This window comes from Cohnella sp. 56, from assembly GCF_037963805.1.
Classification (GTDB): Bacteria; Bacillota; Bacilli; order Paenibacillales; family Paenibacillaceae; genus Cohnella.
The window spans coordinates 461206-480591 of sequence record NZ_JAZDQE010000001.1 but is presented as its reverse complement, the minus strand read 5'-3'; the positions used below and the strand labels follow the sequence as shown (position 1 = coordinate 480591).

9 protein-coding genes are annotated in these 19386 nt (G+C 61.8%); 2 read left to right on the top strand and 7 right to left on the bottom strand.

The annotated features are described in order from the left end of the window. Positions 1-48: 48 nt before the first annotated feature. The 4 genes from VQ071_RS01995 to VQ071_RS01980 all read right to left on the bottom strand — a co-directional run bounded on the left by VQ071_RS01995 (position 49) and on the right by VQ071_RS01980 (position 9968). Positions 49-6570 carry an S-layer homology domain-containing protein gene (locus VQ071_RS01995; RefSeq protein ID WP_340512162.1) on the bottom strand — a complete coding sequence of 2174 codons (6522 nt, stop codon included), beginning with the start codon at positions 6568-6570 and terminating at the stop codon, positions 49-51. Positions 6571-6814: 244 nt separating this feature from the next. After that, positions 6815-7651, bottom strand: coding sequence for a carbohydrate ABC transporter permease (locus tag VQ071_RS01990; protein ID WP_340512161.1), 837 nt, complete (start codon positions 7649-7651; stop codon positions 6815-6817). Positions 7652-7663: 12 nt separating this feature from the next. Continuing rightward, positions 7664-8533: a carbohydrate ABC transporter permease gene (locus tag VQ071_RS01985; RefSeq protein WP_340512159.1), complete on the bottom strand. Its 870-nt coding sequence runs from the start codon at positions 8531-8533 to the stop codon at positions 7664-7666. Between the two features lie 85 nt (positions 8534-8618). After that, positions 8619-9968 carry an ABC transporter substrate-binding protein gene (locus VQ071_RS01980; protein WP_340512158.1) on the bottom strand — a complete coding sequence of 450 codons (1350 nt, stop codon included), beginning with the start codon at positions 9966-9968 and terminating at the stop codon, positions 8619-8621. 245 nt (positions 9969-10213) lie between these two features. Between VQ071_RS01980 and VQ071_RS01975 the strand changes: the two genes are divergently transcribed. Together VQ071_RS01975 and VQ071_RS01970 are read left to right on the top strand one after the other, a co-directional pair. Then, positions 10214-11749, top strand: coding sequence for a glycoside hydrolase family 31 protein (locus tag VQ071_RS01975; protein WP_340512157.1), 1536 nt, complete (start codon positions 10214-10216; stop codon positions 11747-11749). Positions 11750-11805: 56 nt separating this feature from the next. Continuing rightward, positions 11806-13443, top strand: a complete 1638-nt coding sequence (locus tag VQ071_RS01970) for a response regulator (RefSeq protein WP_340512156.1) — start codon at positions 11806-11808, stop codon at positions 13441-13443. Positions 13444-13503: 60 nt separating this feature from the next. Here the strand turns inward: VQ071_RS01970 and VQ071_RS01965 are convergent, their stop codons facing one another. The 3 genes from VQ071_RS01965 to VQ071_RS01955 all read right to left on the bottom strand — a co-directional run bounded on the left by VQ071_RS01965 (position 13504) and on the right by VQ071_RS01955 (position 19370). Continuing rightward, complete coding sequence (locus tag VQ071_RS01965; protein WP_340512155.1) at positions 13504-15414, bottom strand: heparinase II/III family protein; 1911 nt, start codon at positions 15412-15414, stop codon at positions 13504-13506. Positions 15415-15434: 20 nt separating this feature from the next. Next, positions 15435-17663, bottom strand: a complete 2229-nt coding sequence (locus tag VQ071_RS01960; RefSeq protein WP_340512154.1) for an AraC family transcriptional regulator — start codon at positions 17661-17663, stop codon at positions 15435-15437. Between the two features lie 81 nt (positions 17664-17744). Continuing rightward, positions 17745-19370 (bottom strand): ABC transporter substrate-binding protein, encoded by a 1626-nt coding sequence (locus tag VQ071_RS01955; RefSeq protein WP_340512153.1) that lies wholly within the window; start codon positions 19368-19370, stop codon positions 17745-17747. Positions 19371-19386 lie beyond the last annotated feature (16 nt).

The window sequence follows — 19386 nt, the reverse complement described above, 5'->3', positions numbered from 1 at the left end:
ACTTCGAATTTAATCGAAAGTCATGCGCGCTCTCCTTGAGGTCCGTATTCAGTTCATGAAGGATACGTGCTGCAAAAACCGCTTGAGCAGCACAACCGCCTCGGCCCTGCTTGCATTCGCGTCAGGAGCGATCGTCGTTGCCGATTTTCCTTTGAGAATGTCGGCGGCAAGCAGCTGAGCGACCGCCGGTTTGGCCCAAGCGCCGATCGCTTCCTTGTCCGCGTACTTCTCGAGCAACGTGGCTGGGGCGTCGCCAGCCAGTGCGGATTGATCCACATACTTCAGCGCTCTGGACAGCATGACGGCCAGCTGCTCGCGGGTAATGCGGTCGTTCGGTTTAAATGTACCGTCTTGGTAGCCCTCGATGATACCCGCATTCACCGCCTGTTCGACCGCCTCATTATACCAGTCCGCTGCGGCGACGTCACTGAACGAAGCTGCCGCTGCCGGCGCGCTTAATCCGAGCGCACGGACGAGCAGGGCGGCGAACTCCGCACGCGTAATCGAACTGTCCGGCGAGAAGCGGCTTGGCGTGACGCCGTTGACAATCCGCTTGGAGGCCAGCCATTCGATATCCGCCTTGGCCCAGTGGCTGTCCAGATCGGCGAACGTCCGGCTGCCGGAAGCCACCGTGTAGATGCTGTTCCCGTTCCGCTTGACGACGGCTTCCGTACGGTCGCCGCTTGCCCGGAATACGGCCGGCACAAAACGGAAGTCGCCTGTCGCCGGGTCGTACAGCAGGGCTGTCGTTATTGAGGGATCGACCTTACCGGATAGGACGATCGTTCGCTCGACGTAGGTGCTGCCGAAATCGGCGATCACGACGGATTTTCCATTTGCCTCCGCATAAATGTCGTATTCCAGCGCGGGGGCGAGCAAGGTCAGGCCGGCCTTGGCCGCCTGTGCGGACAATTGCGCCGCTGCCGTGCCTGCCAGTTTGTTGATGTCGATACGGATGGTCATTGCATCGGCACTTACGCCAAGCTTTTCCGCCATCGAAGACAGTCCCAACACGGAGACAGGTACTCTGTAGCTGCCCAGATCCGTCTGCACAAGAATAGACGCGCCCGGCAGCTTGCTCGCGGCATCGATCAGCGCCGACGACGGTATATGAACCTTCACGCTGCCGCCGTCGTTTTTCACGTCGATTGTGACTGTGTTGAAGATCGACGACGCTTGCTTGACGAGCGCGTCGAATGCCTCCTTCAGCCGCATCGCATCGATCGTTGCCGTCGTTTCCGTGACGCCGTCTTCGTTTTTGGCGTGCACCGTCTTCACGGCCGTCCGATCCAGCTTGACGCCATCCTTCGTCGGCTCCGGCGCCGGTGTCGCAGGCGTCACAGAGGTGCCGCCGGCAGGCGGATTGTTCGTCTCCGGCTCCGGCTCGGACTCGGAGGACACGGTCACCTGGAATTGCTTCGCCATATTGCCGTCAAGCGTCTTGGCCGTGATCACGGTCCGGCCTTCGCCTGCAGCCTTGACCATGCCTGCGGCAGATACGTAGGCTATTGTCGGGTCTGCCGAGGACCATACGATTCTTGTATTGCTTGCCGCTGCGGGCGCAGCGGTGACATTGATCTGCGCGCTCTTGCCCGGCGCCAGGCTCAACTGCTCCGCCGTATTCGTCGTCAGGCTCGTCACTCGCACCGGCGCTTCGGCCGCGCTGCCGGATACGACGACGCTGCCCAGGTTCAGCCAGCCGCCGTCATGCTGCTCGGCATTCGCGAAGTGGAACGGCTTGGCGTCCGCATTGACCTGCTCGAGCGGATTCACGTAGCGCATCAGAATCTGATAGGTTCCGTCGCCAAGCGCCGGATTGCTCGTCGACTCGAACAGCTTGTTGCCGTCGAAGCCGTTCGTATTCGGCAGGATGTCTTTCAAATCCCAACCCGGCTCCCATATTTTGACGATGCCGTTGTCCGTTTGGGCAGCAAGCTCGACCTTCCAATTGTAGTAGAAGGGCGCCATGCCTCTATTCTCCAGCTCTACGCCAACCTTCAGCTTGCCGTCGGCGGCGTCCAGATAGGCAGTCGGCACATGATACTCGTAGCCCATTTTGCGCGAGCCTTCCGTCGCCCTCGCCAGCGCTTCCGCATCCAGCGGCGTCTGAAAGATGCCCTGCGCGATCAGCCAGGAAGCGTGCGTCAGATTCAGGCTGGTGTAATAATCCTCGCCCTGCGCGCCTTCGATCGGCGCAGCCGGCTCATTGTAGCGCGGCGGATCGTTGTTCCACATTTTCACCTGAATCTCGGGCCGCATCTCCCCGCCCATGCTGTTCGTCTTCCAGAACTCCGTAGCCGACGCATCCTTGATGCGGCCCCAGAAATGCCAGCTTTGTCCGCCCAGGCTCGGCGGCAGCGTCTGGAACGCAAACGAATCGTCATGATAGCCGACATCGAAATTCGTCGTCTTCAGCGTGGCGTTGTCCATCGGATAACGCAGCACGAGCTGGGTGCTGTCGAACGCCTCGTCCATATCGGTCAGCACCCGCTTCAGGTTGGCGTCGGTCGGCATCAGGTTCGGCGACTTTAAGTTGCCGTCGTACGGGTACGTATGCCACTCGCCCCAGAAGCCGATCAGGCCGATCATGATGAATCCGATCCGGGGATCGCCGTCATAACGCGCCCCAAGCGCGCCGATAAAGTTGTCCAACGCCCCCATCAAGCGCTCGTCGTTGTAATCGGGCGCCAGGCTCGTGGCATCCTTGCCGTTGTCGTAGCCTTCATAGGCAAACGTCTTCAGCCCTTCGTCGATCAGAAACTGCGGGATGCCCGAAGGCTTGTTCGGATAGTCCAGATACACGCGGAATACCGCCTGATTGCCTCTGGCCGCCACCGCTTCCAGCCGTTTGTCCAGCTCCGTCCAGTCGAAGTCGTTGAGATTGTTCATGAGCTTGCTCAGCGGCAGGTAGAAAAACTCCATGCTGTACGGCAGTTGGGTCGGACGGTCTCTCCAATCGTCGCCTGCCGTGAAGTACGCTTCCTCGGACGCATCGTAGAAAGGAAGGAAGCCCTTGAGCGGATTGTCAACGGGCGAGCTGCGATACGTGAGCGCATGCGTCCCCTCTGCCGTCGCCCAGGCCGGCGCGCCCGGATGGTCTACAGGCTCCGGTCCGGAGGGACCGCCGTCGCCGCCGCTTGTTCTGCCCGCCAGCGCATACAGGCCGAGCGCGTCGATCGTGAGCACATTGTCCGACTGGCTGGCCGGGCCGAAGCCGAACTGAATTTGCAGCACCTTGCTTCTGTCGAAGGCGGCGTCGCAAGCGCCGCAGCTCTGCCAGGAAGACTGGGCGAAGGCGCTCCAAGGAATGCGCACCATGCCTTTATAGCCTGCGGCAATCGACAGCGAACCTCCGCCAAGTGTGGTCGTCTTCCAGCCTTCCGCAGCGTTATAGAACTGGACGGCGCCCCCGGCCTTCAAGGAAAATTCGCCCTTCGAAGCATCCGTCACCAGCGCTACGTTGAGATCCATGTTCTTGCCGCCCGGCGACGCATTGTTCACCCAGAAGGTTAGTCCGTCGTAGTCGGTCCAATCTGCGTCCGTCCCGGCAAACGCCGTACGCTTGATGTTGATCCAATTGGACGCAGGCTTGCCGGATGTCGGGGAAACGGAGAGCTTCATCGCCTGCATGCCATTCGCTACGTTCGTCTTGTCGAGCGTCCGCAGCACGGACGGATCGCCGTCCTCCCAGTCGATCCGCCAGGCGTTCTGCAGCGCGGCATCGTCCGCATAAGTGTCGAAGCTGTCCAGGACGCGGTCTGCCCGGTAGAGCGCGATGTCGTCGATCGTGACGACATTGTGAGCGTAGCCCTTGGGCGGGAAGCCGAACTGGAGTCCGTCGATCTCGCTCGGGTCCAGCGCAGCCGCGCATGCGGCCTGATCGCCGTCGCACTGCCAGCCGGCTTGAACGAATTGATCCCAAGGGATTCTGACGACGCCGCTGAAGCCTGCGGGGACGTTCAGCGAAGCGCCGTTGAACGCTGCCGCGCGCCAGATGCCGTCGGCGGCGAGCGTCAGCGCAGCTCCGCCTTCCTTTAACCCGAACTCGCCCTTGGTGACGGGCGTCTGCAGCGCGACGTTCAAGCTGAAGTCCTTGCTGTCGCTCGTCGTATTGTTCACCCAGAAGCTCAAGCCGTCATACCGCGACCAATCCCGCTTGCCTTCAGGGATCGCGTGGATGATATTCGACCATTCCGAATCCGCGATGGCGACGGACAGCTTGAGGCCCTTGCTGCCGCTCGCCACACCGAGCGCTCTCGTCACCGAGCCCGGCTTGTCGGACCAGGCCTCAGTCCACGCTTGCCCGACAGCCGCATCGTCCGCATACGACTCGAAGTTCTCGATCAGCCCAGGCGTGCCTGTGCCCGGATTCGTCGGCGTGTCCGGACCGTTTCCGTTGCCGTTACCATTGCCGTTGCCGTTGCCGTTACCGTTACCGCTGCCGTTTCCGTTGCCGTTACCATTTCCGTTGCCGCTGCCGTTGCCTCCTGTCTCCGCATCCGCTTCGTATTTGTCCGTGAAGTAAATTTCATCGATATAGATCGTCCCTGTCGTATTCCAGGTCGCTTGCGCGAGGGCGATGCTCCAGATCGTCTGCGACAGATCCACGCCATTCGCAGGCAGGTCGATCACGAGATCCTTATAGCTAGTCGTCATGGTGTCGCCGCTGAATTGACCGAGCGTCTTGGTAACGCCGCCGACCGTGAGGCTGATCTGGCTTTCTTCGCCGCCGACGGCGCCCTTCGCACGAATGACGAGCTTGCTCGTAGCGGCCAAGTTGCGGCCGATATTCGTCTCCAGCCGCGACATATTCTGATATTGCAGCACCAGCGCGCCGTCTTCAACGACGCCCGCGCCGCCGCCGTTGGCAAAGTTGCTGGAGCCGGTCCATTGATTGAGATCGTTTTGCGTGCTGCCCGACCAGGCCGGCGTCCCGTCGTAATTATCGACGAGCAGCTTCGTCGGCGGAGGCGGAGGCGTTGTCGGCGGCTGCGAGCATGGCGCTGCGCAGTTGCCCATCAGCACCGTACCGAGATTAAGCCAGCCCTCCTTGTCCTGATCCGCATTCGCGAATCCGACCCGCTTCGCTTTGTTGCTGATCTCCTCAAGCGGATTTACAACTTTCATGACCAGATAATAATAACCGTCGCTTAAGGCCGGATCGGAGATCGTCGTATCGAAATAATACGGCTCGCCGAACGGCACATACTTCGGGTTGCCGGATACGTTCCACTCCGGGTACGTGCGGATCTGCGCAGGCTGAACCTTCGTGATATCCCATGACGTGTTCCATTGCTTGACCAGCTTACCGGACGCATTTTTGACGCCCAACTGCACCTTCCAGGGATAGGAGAACGGCGCGACGCCGTTATTCTGGATGGTCACGCCGACCTTGAGCTGATCGCCCTGCGCCACATTGTTGTAATAAGCGCTCTTTACGTTCAGATCGTAGCCCATCTTGCGGATGCCCGCAGCCACCTTGGCATCGTTCGCACTATAGTTGCTGATGCCGCCCTGGTTAATCATCCATGTCGCATGGGCAAGCTCGATGTCGTCGATTGCATCGTCGACATTGGCGCCGCCGCTGAAGAAGCTGCTCTGAATCTCCGGGCGGACCTCGCCGCCGATCGATTCCGTGATCCACTTGTTCTCCGAGCCGGCATCCAGCATCTGCGTCAAAAACGAATAGTAGGCGCCGCCCATGCTCTCCGGTTGGGTCACGCTCTGCAGCGGGTCCCCTTCCTTGAAGCCGAACGAGTCGTCATGATAGCCGATGTCGTAATCGCCCGCGTTGGGCAAGTCCGGATTGCGGACTTCTAATTTAGTGTGGTTAAAGGCCGTGTCATATGCGCTGAAAATGGCGTTGATCGTCGTGGCGTTCGGCATATGGTTCGGGTAGCTGTCATTGCTCGTGTCCGTGTCGTACGGCCACGTATGCCACTCGCCCCACAGGCCGACGAGGCCCATATGGATAAAGCCGATGCGCGGATCGCCGTCGTACCTGGCGCCGAACGCTTGAATGAAGCTGGTCAAATAAGCGACCATACGCGGGTCGTCGTAATCCGGCTCGTCCTGGTTGAAGGCGTCATTGTGACGAATCGCAATGCCGTCGTCGTGCATGAACTGCGGGATCGCGTCGGCTTCGCCGGGATATTCGAGATAGACGCGCAGCACCGCCTGATTGCCTCTGGCGGCGATGGCATTAAGCTGCGGCTCGATGCCGGCGTCGAAGGTGAATGTGTCCGGCCCGCTCATGACCGCCTTGAGCGGTACATAGAACCATTCCAGGCTGTGGGGCAGCGAGGTCTCGGTTTCCCACGGATAAAAGGGGGCGAAGCCTTTGAGCGGATTGTCCAGCGGACTCGGCGCGGCGGTCAGATCGTGCCTGGCCAGCGCGCTGTCCGCCACCGGGCTCGGATAGGGATTGACCGGCACGCGCGCCGGGTCGGGGACCGCGGCATTGGCGCTGCCCGGCGCCGCATTCGCCAGCACGGTGCTCAGGAGCAAACATATCGCAAGCAACACGCTGAATGATGATTTTCGGATATGACGGGCCGATAATGGATTCATCGGAATCCTCCTTGACTGTTTATTTTCCAATGATAGCGTTATCACAAAAATATAAAGGAGCATGGCGGCAGACTTGAACCGCCTCCTCCTCGCGCCGATTCGTTGTAACTGCGCTTTCCTCGCTTACAGCGATCTGCACACGTCCGCACCGCGCTGCAACAGCGCTTTCCTCGCTTACACAGTACCTGCGCCGCTCCAGCCTACCTCTTGCGATCACAACTCCCCGGCCGGGGAGCCCCCAGCCTTAGCCCTTGCTGGCGCTGAACGCAACGCCCTCGATGAACCGGCGCTGGAAGATGAAGAACAGCACGAGCATCGGAATGACAGCCATGAACGCGCCGGCCGTGAGCACCGGATAGTCCGTGCCGAACATCGACACGAGCGTCGCAAGTCCGGCCGACAGCGTCAGCTTCTCCGGCGAGCTGTTGATGATGAGCGGCCATTGCAGATCGTTCCACGACCAGAGCAACTGGATGATGACGATCGCGACGAGCGCCGACTTCACGAGCGGGAGCATGATGTGGCGGAAGATCTGGAACGGGTTGCAGCCGTCGAGCACGGCGGCCTCCTCCAGCTCCTTGGAGATGCCGAGGAAAAATTGCCGCAGCAAGAAGGTCGCGAACGGACTGACGAGCGAGGCGATCCAGAGCGCGGTCACCGTGTTAACGAGTCCGAGCTTGCTCATCATCATGTACTGCGGCGTGTAAAACACCGGGTTCGGTACCATCATGACCGAGATGATCAGGAAAAAGCACAGGGCGCTGCCCGGAAAACGAATGCGCGCGAACGCAAACGCCGCCATGGCGCTAAAGATGACGGGAAACAGCGTCTTCATAAACGCCGCCATCAGCGTGTTCGCGTAGTAGTGCAGAAAAGGGGACTGCGCGAGCGCATCCTTGTAGCCGCGAAGGCTGGGCTCGGCAGGGAACAGTCGAATCGGAATCTGGGTCGCCTCGGTCGTCGTCTTGAGCGACGTGAGCACCATCCAGATAAACGGAAGCACCATGATGACGGCTCCCGCGATGAGAATCAGGTGAATGACGATATTGCTTCTACGCTTGGCAGAGGCGACGCCGCTCATATTCGTACCTCCTCAGTCGTAAACCACCCATTTTTTTTGCATCAGGAACTGGAAGCCGGTCAGGATCAGATTGATGAGCAGCAGGATATTGACGATCGCCGCCCCGTAGTTCTGATCGTAGTAAATAAACGAATTCTGGTAGTAGGCGTACACGAGCGAGCGCACGGAAGGCAGCGCGACGTTCGTCTTGCCGATGATCAGGTAGATGCTGTCGAAAATTTGCGTGGCGCCGATGACGAGCACGATGGACGTAAAAAACAGCGTCGGCGTCAGCAGCGGCAGCGTGATATAGCGGAACTTGCGGAAGCCGACGGCGCCGTCGAGCTCGGCCGCTTCGTACAGCGGACGCGGGATGCCCTGGAGGCCGGCCAGAATCAGCAGCATGTTGAAGCCGATCGCACCCCATACGCCCACCAAGACGAGCGCGTACATGGCGAACCGTTTGTCCGAGATCCAGGCGATATGCGTGCCGATCGCGGAGTTCAGCAGGCCGTAATCCTGCGCAAAAATGATGACCCACACCATCGCCGCAGCGGCGGCCATCGTGACCTGCGGCAGGAAGTAGATGACCCGGTAAGCGGACCTGCCCTTGATCTTCGCGTTCATCAGAACGGCGAAAAACGTGGACAGCACGATCGTCAGCGGCACGAACAGTACGACGTACAGCATCGTGTTGCGAAGGTTCTGCCAAAATTCTTCGTCCTTGAACAATCGCTCATAGTTGGCGAGGCCCACCCAGTGATTGTCCATGCCGAAATTTTCGGACTTCAGGAAGCCCAGATAAACCGAGTAGATCGCCGGCCACAGCCAGAATACCAGCGTCCCGATCAAGGTAGGAGCGATCATGATATACGCCCATGCGTATCTGCTTCTCGAATGCATTTCCTTCACCCCATCATGGCCGAAGGCGTCCCGCCAGCGGGAGCGCCTTCGACGATATTACCTCTTGAGACGGAAACTCAGATGCTTACTTCGCGTCCGCGATCGCCTGATTCATCATGGCCGCGACCTTCTTGGCGCCTTCCTCGACCGAGATCGCGCCGCCCCATGCCTGGGACATGATCTCGCTCTCCTTGGCAAACCAGACCGGATACGACTTGGAGCCGCTCGGATAAGGCACTGCGTCCGCCGTCTGATCGATGAACACCTGCAGGTTCATGTCCGGCTTGGACTTCACCCATGCGTCCTGCGTGCCGTTGAACGCCGGGATCGCCGCGCCCATCTGCGCCGTGATGTCCGCCGCTTCCTTCGAGCCGAGGAACTTCAGGAACTGCCATGACTCTTCCTTGTGCTTGCCCTTGGCGGACATGACGTTGCCGAGGCCGTTGATGATGTTGCCGCGCTTGACCTTGCCCATCGGCAGCTTCGCCCAGTCGTACTTGCCCTTGATGATGTCGCTGCTGGCCAGGTTGCCGTTGTCCCACGAGCCGTCGAAAATCATCGCGAGCTTGCCGGACTTGAACATATCGACCGTGTCCGTGTCGGTCATCTGCTGATGCGTCGGCGAAGCCTTGTCGAGAATCATCTGATAGCGGGCCTGGAGCGCCTCGATCGAAGCAGGCTCGTCATAGCCGGATTTGGTCATGTCGTCGTTCAGAATGTGGCCGCCGTTCGCCAGCATGTCGTTCCAGTAGCCGGCTTGCGTATCCAGCTTGGCGCCGAAGCCGTAGATGCCCTTGTCCGGCTGGCTGAGTTTCTTGGCCACTTCGGCCAGCTTCTCGTAGGTCCATGTGTCGTCCGGATACGGAACGCTCGCCTGATCGAACAGCTCCTTGTTGTACGCGAGGCCGATCGTATCGAAGTCCTTCGGCACGCCGTAGTTCTGCCCGTCGAGCGTGTAAATCGAACCGAGGTTCGAGGCGTAGTCGTCCAGATTGATCTCGCCGGCCTGCACCTTGTCGGTGATCGGCTCGAGGAACTGCCCGGTCGCGTACTTGATGAACTGGCCACCGTGCATCCAGAACACGTCCGGCAGCGTGCCGGCCGGCGCGGCCGCGGACATCTTGGTCCAGTAGTCGCCCCACGGGATGACGTCGACCTTCACCTTGATGTTCGGATTCTTCTCGGTGAACGCCTTGGCGATCGCCTCCATCGCCGGCTGCTGGTTTTTGTCCCAGATCGTATAGGAGATCGTGACATTCTTCCCGCCGCCTGCCGGCTTGCTGGCCGCCGGGCTCGAAGCGTCCCCTGATGCCGGTGCGCTGCTGGCCGCATTGCCTCCGTTATTTGAGTTGCCGCCGCAGGCAGCCAGTGCCAGCGAAGCGACGAGCAGTACGCCGGCCGCCGACGCCGCTTTCGATTTTTTTGTTGCGTTCATCGTGATATCCCCCTCGTTTTTGGCTGATGATCGTCGTGAGCTCTTGACGCTCTCATCATAAAGCACGGGATTTGCACGGTGATATGCCCCGATTTTAAGATTGCAACCACATTCTTCAGATCCGCTTTCCAGCCGTCCGCGTTGTCTGCATAATTAAAACTGAAGCAAAAATCAGCTGAACGAGGACGCAAAAAATCGATGGCATCCGCCCGCAAACGTCCGTTACAGACAAGGAGAATGGAGACATGAACGACATATCGATCGCCAGGCTGCCCGGCGAATATTGGTGGGGCGGCGTCATCAACGAAGGCAGCGCCATGCCGTTCGGACGAACGGTCCATGCGAGAGATCTGCGCATGACCGACGACAATCAGGCCTCCCCTCTGCTCCTCTCCAGCCACGGCCGGTATCTGTGGAGCGAGGAGCCGTTCGCCTTCCGCGCAGACGAGGAAGGACTGACCGTCTCGCCCGGCGCCGACGAGGTTATCCTGGAAGAAGGGCATGGCTCGCTCAAAGGCGCCTACGCGCATGCCAGCCGCACGCACTTCCCGCCGTCCGGCCGGATGCCCGACGCGCTCGCCTTCACGGCGCCGCAATACTGCACCTGGATCGAGATGTTCTACGCGCCCACGCAGGACAAGATCATCCGCTACGCGGAATCGATTCTGGCGAACGGGCTGCCGCCCGGCATCCTCATCGTCGACGACAACTGGATGCAGGACTACGGCATGTGGGACTTCGACAGGCACCGGTTCCCCGATCCGGCTGCCATGGTCGCCGAGCTGCACCGCATGGGCTTCAAGGTGATGCTGTGGATGTGTCCCTATGTGAGCGCGGACTGCACACTGTTCAAGGAACTGCGCGGGGGCGATCTGCTCATGAAGGGCGGGGACGGAGCACCCGTGCTTCGTCAGTGGTGGAACGGCTACAGCGCCGTCGTCGACTATACGAAGACGGAAGGCGCAGCCTGGTTCCGGCAGCAGATGGACCGGCTGATCGCGGACTACGGCGTGGACGGCTTCAAGCTCGACGCCGGCGAGCCGATCCTGCCGGGTGCGCCCGACGTGACGCAGCCTGTCGCCTGGTCGCGCCCGCTGCGCCAGCTGGAGGACTGCGAGGCCTACGCGTCTCTCGGCGTCGGCTATCCGCTCGTCGAGCTGCGCATGTGCTGGAAGCTCGGCGGCCAGGCGCTCATCCAGCGCCAGCGGGACAAGACGCACACCTGGGACGCAGGCGGGCTCGGCGGGCTGATCCCGAACGCCATCGCGCAGGGGCTGCTCGGCTACGCATTCAACTGTCCCGACATGATCGGCGGCGGCATGGACGGCGACATCAACTCCCCGGACTTCCGCTTCGACAGCGAGCTGTTCGTCCGGTATGCCCAGTGCGCCGCACTGTTCCCGGTCATGCAGTTTTCCATGGCGCCCTGGCGCGTGCTGCGCGGCGACGAGCTGGCCTGGTGCCTGGACGCCGTGCGGCTGCGCACCGCGCTCGGTCCCGAGCTGCTGGCGCTAGCCGGTCAGGCCGCAGTCGACGGTCTGCCGATGCTGCGCAGCCTGGCGTTCGAGTATCCGGGCCAAGGCTACGAACTCGTGCAGGATCAGTTCCTGCTCGGCTCGGACCTGCTCGTCGCGCCGGTCGTCGTCAAGGGACAGACGGCCAGAATCGTTCATTTCCCGGCAGGACGCTGGCTGGGCGATGACGGCAGTCTCGTCGAAGGCCCCGCCGCGCTTGAGATCGAGGCGCCGCTCTCGCGGCTGCCGTGGTATCGTAGGCAGTAGGCGAATGCAAGGAATTGCAAGGAGTCTCAAGGAATCGAACCATGGGGGGTGAAGGCATGTATGAGCTGCTAATCGTCGACGACCACTCTCACCTCGTGGACAGTCTCGAACGCAACATGCCCTGGCAGGCGCTTGGGATCGGCAAGGTGCACAAGGCGTTCTCCGGCGAGGAGGCGCTTGAATTTTGCAAGACATGCCCTGTCGACATCGTCCTCACCGACATCCGCATGCCCGGCATCTCCGGTCTGGAGCTGATTCAGCAGCTTAAAAAATACGACAAGCACTTTAAAAGCATTCTGTTGTCCGGGTACGGGGAATGGGATTATGCGCAGGAGGCGATCCGGCAGCAGGTCGACGGCTACCTGCTCAAGCCGGTCGATCACGAGGAGCTGGCCGGCACGGTACGCCGGTTGACGGAGGCGCTTCGCCTCGAGTGGGACGAGCGTGGCAGACAGCAGAAGGCGATGGATTTGGTCCGCGAGCATATGCCGCTGTTCAGGGAGAAGCTGCTGACGGATCTGCTCCAGGGGCGGAAGCTGCCGCCGGAGCTGCTCGAGGAGAAGCTGGCCTACTATCAGCTGCCGTTCGTGCCGGGAGACCTGACGGCGATGTGCCTGCTGCGCATCGAGTCGTCCGCGGAGGAGCTGAACTGGCGGGACCAGTCGCTGCTCGCCTCGGCCGTCGCCAACATCGCGGAGGAGACGTTCTCGGATTTGTTCCACGTCTGGCATGGCCGCGATGCCTATGATTATGAGGTATTCATTCTCAAGGTCCGGGAGGAGACGTGGCTGGCGCAGGACCCGCAGCCCGAGCTTGCCCGGCAGCAATCGTTCGAGCATCTGGCCTCGCGGCTGCAGCAGCATGTCAGGCAGTTTCTCAAGAGCAGCATCTCGGTCGTCCTGAGCGATTGGCAGGTGATGTCGCGCGGCCTGCGCGGCATGTACCGGGATTCGCTGGCCGTATTCTCCCGCCAGCTCGGCGGCGGGACGGATCTGCTCATCCGCCTGCAGGACGCCGCCGCGCCCGAGCTGCCCTACCGCCTACACAGCCTGTACGAGTCGCCGACGTTCATACAGCTGTCCGAGATCGGCCAATGGGCGGCGATCCGCGCCAAGTGGGATGCCGTCTTCCAGGAAGTCGCCGACAAGGGGATGGAATCGCGCGAGACGCTGCTCGAGCTTTACTATCACGCGATGGGGGCGTTCAGCTTTTTTGCCCACAAGAGCGGGCTCAGCCTGCATGACGTGTTCCCGTCCGAGCCCGACAAGCCCGGCGACGCCGGCCGGTTCCGTCATATGCGCCAGCTCCAGGAATGGGTCGCGCATACGCTCGACCGGCTGCAGGAGATGACCAAGAGCGAATGGAACAACGAGCAGGCCGCGCTCATCCGCAAGGTGCAGCAGTTCATCGCGGAACGGCTCGCCGATGCCACGCTCCAGTCGGCGGCGGACCATGTCGGCCTGCATCCGGCGTACCTGTCGTCGCTGTTCAAGAGCAAGATGAGCGAGAACATCAGCGATTATCTGTACAGGGCCCGCATGCAGCGGGCGCAGGAGCTGCTGCTCGGGCAGCCCGAGCTCAAGGTCAGCGACGTCGCTGCGGCGATCGGCTACCACAAGCCGCAGTACTTCATCAAGCTGTTCAAGGAGCATTACGGCCTGACGCCGCAGGATTACCGGCACAAGTCCACCTGAGCGGACGGACCGTCGCATGAAGCTGACGCCGGTGTCTATATCGCCTCCGTCCGCCGCACGCTAGCTCGTCAGGCGGCAGTCTATGGCAAAGCTGCATTCGAATTGCCGCGGCAGCCGCTCCGCATGCAGTCTGAGCAGATACACCTTCATCGGACTGCCGTCGTGCCGATGCGTATCGATCGCCTCCGCTGCCGCACGGAACCGCGCAGGATCGAAACGCAAAGAAACCATACCTCTCTCCCCCCGCCACACGGCTTCGCCGGCGCCGACGACGGGCTCGTACTCACTGATGAAATGCTCCGTAACGCTGTTCTCGTCTTCGGCAGACCCCGTCCCGCTGAATTCGAACAGGTCCGTCAATGTCAGCCCGGCGTGCCCGCGCGTCGGATCGCAACGCCATTCGAACCGACGGAAGAAGGCGCCGAGCCCCGCCTCCTCGGGATAGGCCGCTGTCAGGTCCAGCTCGAACACCACGGGCGCCACGGGCGTGTCGGCCGCTCCCCGTCCCGCCTCCGGCTCTACTCTGACTCGCTGTCCCGCTTCCACCTCCACGACCGCGGCGCGATGCCGCTCACCGGGCGCTTGCGGCAGCCCGTTAACGAGCGGAACCGAGTGCCCTTGGGAGCCGTTGTGGAGAAAGGAGTAACGTTCTTCGCCGAAATATTCGCGGGTGTAGACGCCGCCCCCGAGGTCCGCGAGCAGCGTCTCTCCTCCCGCGTGAACGATAAAGTGTCCCAGATCGTTATGGTTGTGGGCCTCGTGATTATGCCCGCCCTTCGCCGAGAAGGCAAGCAGGCCGCCGGGCGCGCTCCGCTTGGCGATCAGCCAAGCCGTGCTCGGAAAATACCAGTTCCGGTCGGCGCTCCGCACGTTCATCCGCTTCGGATTCGTCCACAGCAGATTGCGGAGCTGATGCGGCCAGCGGTAGCAGTGATCGGCATGGAACGAGGGGACCGCCGTCATCTCGGGCGGCGACACGCCCAGCCGATCGCACAGCCGGCTGATCAGTCCCGTGTTCGCGATCATGGCCGGCTGGCAATCCGAGTAGTTGACGCACAGGGAACCGGATAGCGATACGGCCGCCGGGAACGCCGCGATCCGCCTGATCTTGTCCCGCTGCAGCAGGTCGACGGCGCCGCCGGTATAATCGCGGAGCATCTCGGCCCAGTAGACGAAGTAGCCGAAGCCGTAATTCCAGTAGCCGGCACCCTCCGGACAGCAGCCGTCTTCACCGTAGCCGGCCAGGAAGCTCTCCATGGCGCTGACGATGCGGTGCTGCACGCCCGCCAGCCGTACGGGATCGTCGATCAGCAGCAGTGCCGCCATGCCCGCGGCGCCTCCGCATACGGCGGCCCAGTTGTTCGTGACCGCCTCCCAGAGAAAATGAGTGGACCGTTCGAACAGCGGCCGGAACACGCGTCGCTCGACCTCCTCCCTGATCCGGGACGCGACCCAGGGATGCAGCCGGTCTCCGAGGAGGTACAGCGTCTCGGCGAGCGCGTGCGCGGTTTCCGCGGCGAACAGGTCTACGGTCCGGTTCGGCGCGACGGCCCCTTCGGGCGCCATCCCCCGCATGTCAGGGAGATGCGCCGGAATCGCCCAGGCGTATTCGCCGCAAATGTCCCAAATGATATTTTCCAGCGCTTCGACATAGACACCCGCATCGGCGTCGTCCAGCAGGACGGCCAGCGCGAGCGCGAGCAGCCGGCCCCTCCGTTCGAAGTAGGGCTGCTCGTATTCCCGGCGCGTCCCCGCGGCGTCAAACCGGCTGAAGTCGGCGAACGACAGCGGCGGCACGGGCTCGCTGACCGCCCGCCGCGCCTCCTCCCGAATCTCCTGAAGAAGCGTCGCGAGATGCGGCTCCTCCTTCAGCTCCGCCAAAATCGCGGGCGCGAGCGCGCCTCCCGCCAGCGTATCCGGCCTCGGCCCTGCGGACAATATCGCTTCTCGTAGTTCGCGGTACAGAATCATCGCAATCTCCCTCTTGGCGCCTAGCAGCCCGATTTCTGGAACTGCTTCGGCGTTAGTCCGTACTTTTCCTTGAAAATCCGGATAAAATGATTCGGCGATTGATAGCCGAGCATCAGGGCGATCTCGCCGACCGAATGGCGGTTCTCGCGAAGCAGCTCGGCTGCTTTCTCCAGCTTGCGGCCGGTGATGTACTCGATCAGCGTGATCCCTGCGCCGAGCTTGAACAACCGGCTCAGGTAATTGGGCGTCACCCCGATATGCTCCGCGATGCGGTCAAGACCGAGCTCGCCGCACAGATGCGCTTCGACGTACGCCTTGACCCTCGCGTTCAGCTCGGTATCCGCGCCTTTGCGCTGCGCCTCGATCTCCCTGATCGCGAGGCCGGCCGCCTCTTCGATCCACGCGGCGAACAGCCTTGCGTTCGCGAAGCCCGCCGCGCGCTCCCGGAGCTCGCAGCCGTACAGCTCCCGCGCCCCGATGCCCAGCGACTTCAGCGTCTTCCCCAGCGACGCGGCCAGTTCCCCGAGCAGCTGCCTGCCGTAATCCGCCGTATAGCGGCCGGACGACGCCTCCTCGATCGCGGACCGGATGACGTGCAGCGCCTTGCCTTCGTCAGCGGCGCGCAGCGCGGCCGCCAGTTCGTCCGGCGCCCTCGCCGGTCCTCCGCTATCCTGGCGCGACGCCGTCCCAAGCTCTGCATACCGGATGACCTGCCGCTCGGGGTAAAAGTACGCGTACGCCGCAGCCTCGCGGGCTTCGCGGTGGGAGACGGCGGGCGCCGTCTCCGCTATCGCGTACCTGCTGCCGAGGCACAGGCTGCACGGCTCGTCGGCATGCCGTTCGAGCTGCTCGAGCAGCGCGCGCTCGTCCGCTTCCCCCTCCGGATCGGAGCCGTTGACGATGCCGTAGATCGAGCCCTCCGGCGAGACGACTGCCCATATTCTGCAATGCGGGGAGCCCGCCGCCTCCAGACGCTCGGCCATCCGGTAGGCCGCGGCCACGCCGCTGCGGCTCTCGCCGTCCATGCCGCCTGCGGATATCAGCACAAAGCAAAAGAAATACGGCTCGCGCAGATGCAGGTCGAGAAACAGCCGCATATCGGCCGTCTGTCCGCCGGCTCCCGCCACGCCCGTGCCGGTCAAGAGGCTCATGATGCCATGGTACTTGATGACGGGCTCGTGCCTCGCGAGCTGGCCGTTCAGATCGTCGATCCGCAGCGAATACTCCCGCAGCGTAAGACCGATCGGCCTGTGCGCCCGCTTGGTCAGCATGTAGACGAGCGCGAGGCCGACCGCCAGCAGCGCCCCGCCCAGCGCGTACATGAGATTGCGGATATGTGCAGCCCGCTTGTAGAAGACGCTTTTCTCGACGACAGTCACGTACCGCCAGTCGTTGATCTCCGAATCGGCGAACGCGGCGACCGCCTCCTTGCCCTCCCACTTCAAGCTCTCGATCGGCTGCTCCTCGTCCGCCGCCGGCGCGCGCTCCGGGAACCGGATGCCCGCGCGGCGGAATTCCTCTTCCTCCCCTGCGCTCGCGTTGCTCGAGATCAGCGCGCCGTCGCCGTCGACGACGAAGATCAGCCCGCTTCCCGCAGCCAGCGACTGCGCCAGCTTGCTCCGGATCGCGCTCTCCTTCAAGTTAACGGCGAATACCGCCTTCCTTTTGTCGGGCGGCGCGAAGTAGGGATAGTTGCGGACATAGCTGATGAGCCGCTCGTAATCGGGATTGTCCTCGGCGTCGACCGTGTACCAGGCGACCTGGGTCCCGGCCTGCCCGAGCTGCTGCAGCCATCGCTCGCGGAATCCGAGCTTGCACGCCGACTGGTCCATATAACAAAAAAACTTCGTGCCGAAAAAGAACACGTCGTTGTTCCTGTAGTAAATGTCGACCGACGCGGCGAACGAGAGCTGGGCCTCGATGGCCGACAGCGTCTCGGTCACGTCCGTCATGGACGAATAGTTCCCGCGGATCGTATGGAGCATCGGGTAGAGCAGCGGCGGCTCGCCCGTCGCCGACTCCGTCAGGCTGTGGTTCGCTGCCTCGACGGTCGGCTTCAGGATCTGTCCGTCAATCGCGCTCCGGATCTGCTTGACCGACTGTACGTTGAACTTGGCGAGTTCGCCGTTGTAGGCGGACATCATATATTGAAAAGCGATAACCAGGGGAGCGACGCCGATGACGAGAATCAGCAGCGAATTGAAGGCAAGAAGCCGCGTAAAGTAAGGTGTGCTTTTCCAGTGCCGCATCGGCGTTCGCCCTCCCGGTCGTTCAAAAATTGACTGGCTTTATTCGACTGGTCTTATTTGACTGGCCTTATTCGACTGGTCTTATTTGCCCAGCATTTTGTTGTACGCTTCGTTGACGTCCTTCTCGATCTCGTCGCCGCCGTTGGCCTTGAACTTCGTGACGAAGGCATCGAAGCTGGACACCGGCTGTTCGCCGAGAATGATCTTGATGTACGTCTCGGTGGCGAGCTTATACAGATCGCCCGCATACTTGGCATAGCTGTCCACCGCCGGCGCGATGACCGGCGGGTAGCCCGTCGTCTTCTTGGAGTCGGCGAATTTGTACAGGTCCGCGTCCGCTTTCTTGTCGAAGTCGGGGCTGTTCATGATGTTGAACACCTGGATGCCCTTCTTGGACAGATCGGCCACGCTCGTCGCCTGGTTCAGGATCTGCACCTTGCCGGTGTCGTCGACCTTCTTCCAATCCTCGTTTTCGTTGCCGCGCAGGACGGTCAGATAATAGTCGTAATCGGTAAACGTCGTTTCGAGCATTTTCAGCAGCGTCTCGAGCTTGCGCGGGTTCTCTGCCGCCTTGGTCGTGATGCCGACGGCCGTGCTGTTCACGCCCCATTGCAGCGTACCCGACTTGCCTGACGGTCCGACCGGCGGCTTGCCGAAGGTGAGCTTGCCGTTCGGCTGCGCCTTGATGAAGTTCTGATACTGGCCGCCCCCCTGGTCGTCGCCGCCGAACAGCTCGTTGCGCCATTGATAGAACATGCCGTTGCCGGTCAGGCCGATCCGTCCGTTGTACATCGCCTGGGAGTCGGCCCAGTAGCCGCCGGTGTTCTCGCCCGTGACGAACTCCGGATCGATCAGCTCTTCCTTGTACCACTTGTTCAGAACCGTGAGCGCGTCCTTCATCTCCGGCTGGATCGCCGCGAACGTGATCTTGCCGTCCTTCATGACGTAGCTGGCATTGTTGCCGGGATAGCCGAACGCGCCCATCACGAACGGAATCGCGAAGCTGGACAGCCCGTACGTGTCCTTTTTGCCGTCTTTGTCCGGATCGTCGTTGCGGAACTTAAGCAGCGCGGCCTCGAATTCGTCGAGCGTCTCGGGAATCTTGGTGATGCCGACGTTGTCGAGCCAGTCCTGGCGCCAGAGGACGACGGTCGGATAGTCGCCCGCCAGATTGATGCTGGGCAGGCCGTAGATCTTGCCGTCGTACTTGACCGCATTCCACAGGTTCGGATCGTACTTGTCGATCGTCGCGGCGTACGTCGGCGCGAGCTCGCGGATCTTCTCCTCCGGGATCGGGGCGAGGATGCCGTTGTCGACGTACTTCGGGATCTGCTCGCGGATCTGCAGCACGTCCGGCATCTCGCCGGCCGCGAACTTGACGTTCAGCTGATCGACCCACTTCTGATTGTCGACGTACCAGACGTTGAACTTGGCGTTGAACTTCTTCTCGACCATCTGTACGAGCGACGCGTTGGCATCCGGCTGACCGTACGAGTTGTAGGCGAGCCAATCCAGCGTGACCGGCGCCTCTTCGGTCGCCGCAGGCGAGGCGCTCTCCGTGCTCTTCGCCCCTGCCGTACCGCTCGACGATCCGCCTGCCGATGCCGACGGACTGTCATTGTTGCCCGAGCACGCAGCCATCAGCGCTGCCAGCATCGTCACCAGCAGGATGACGGCGACCGCCCTTTTTTTCGTCTTCGTTGCCATCTTTATTCCTCCCAAA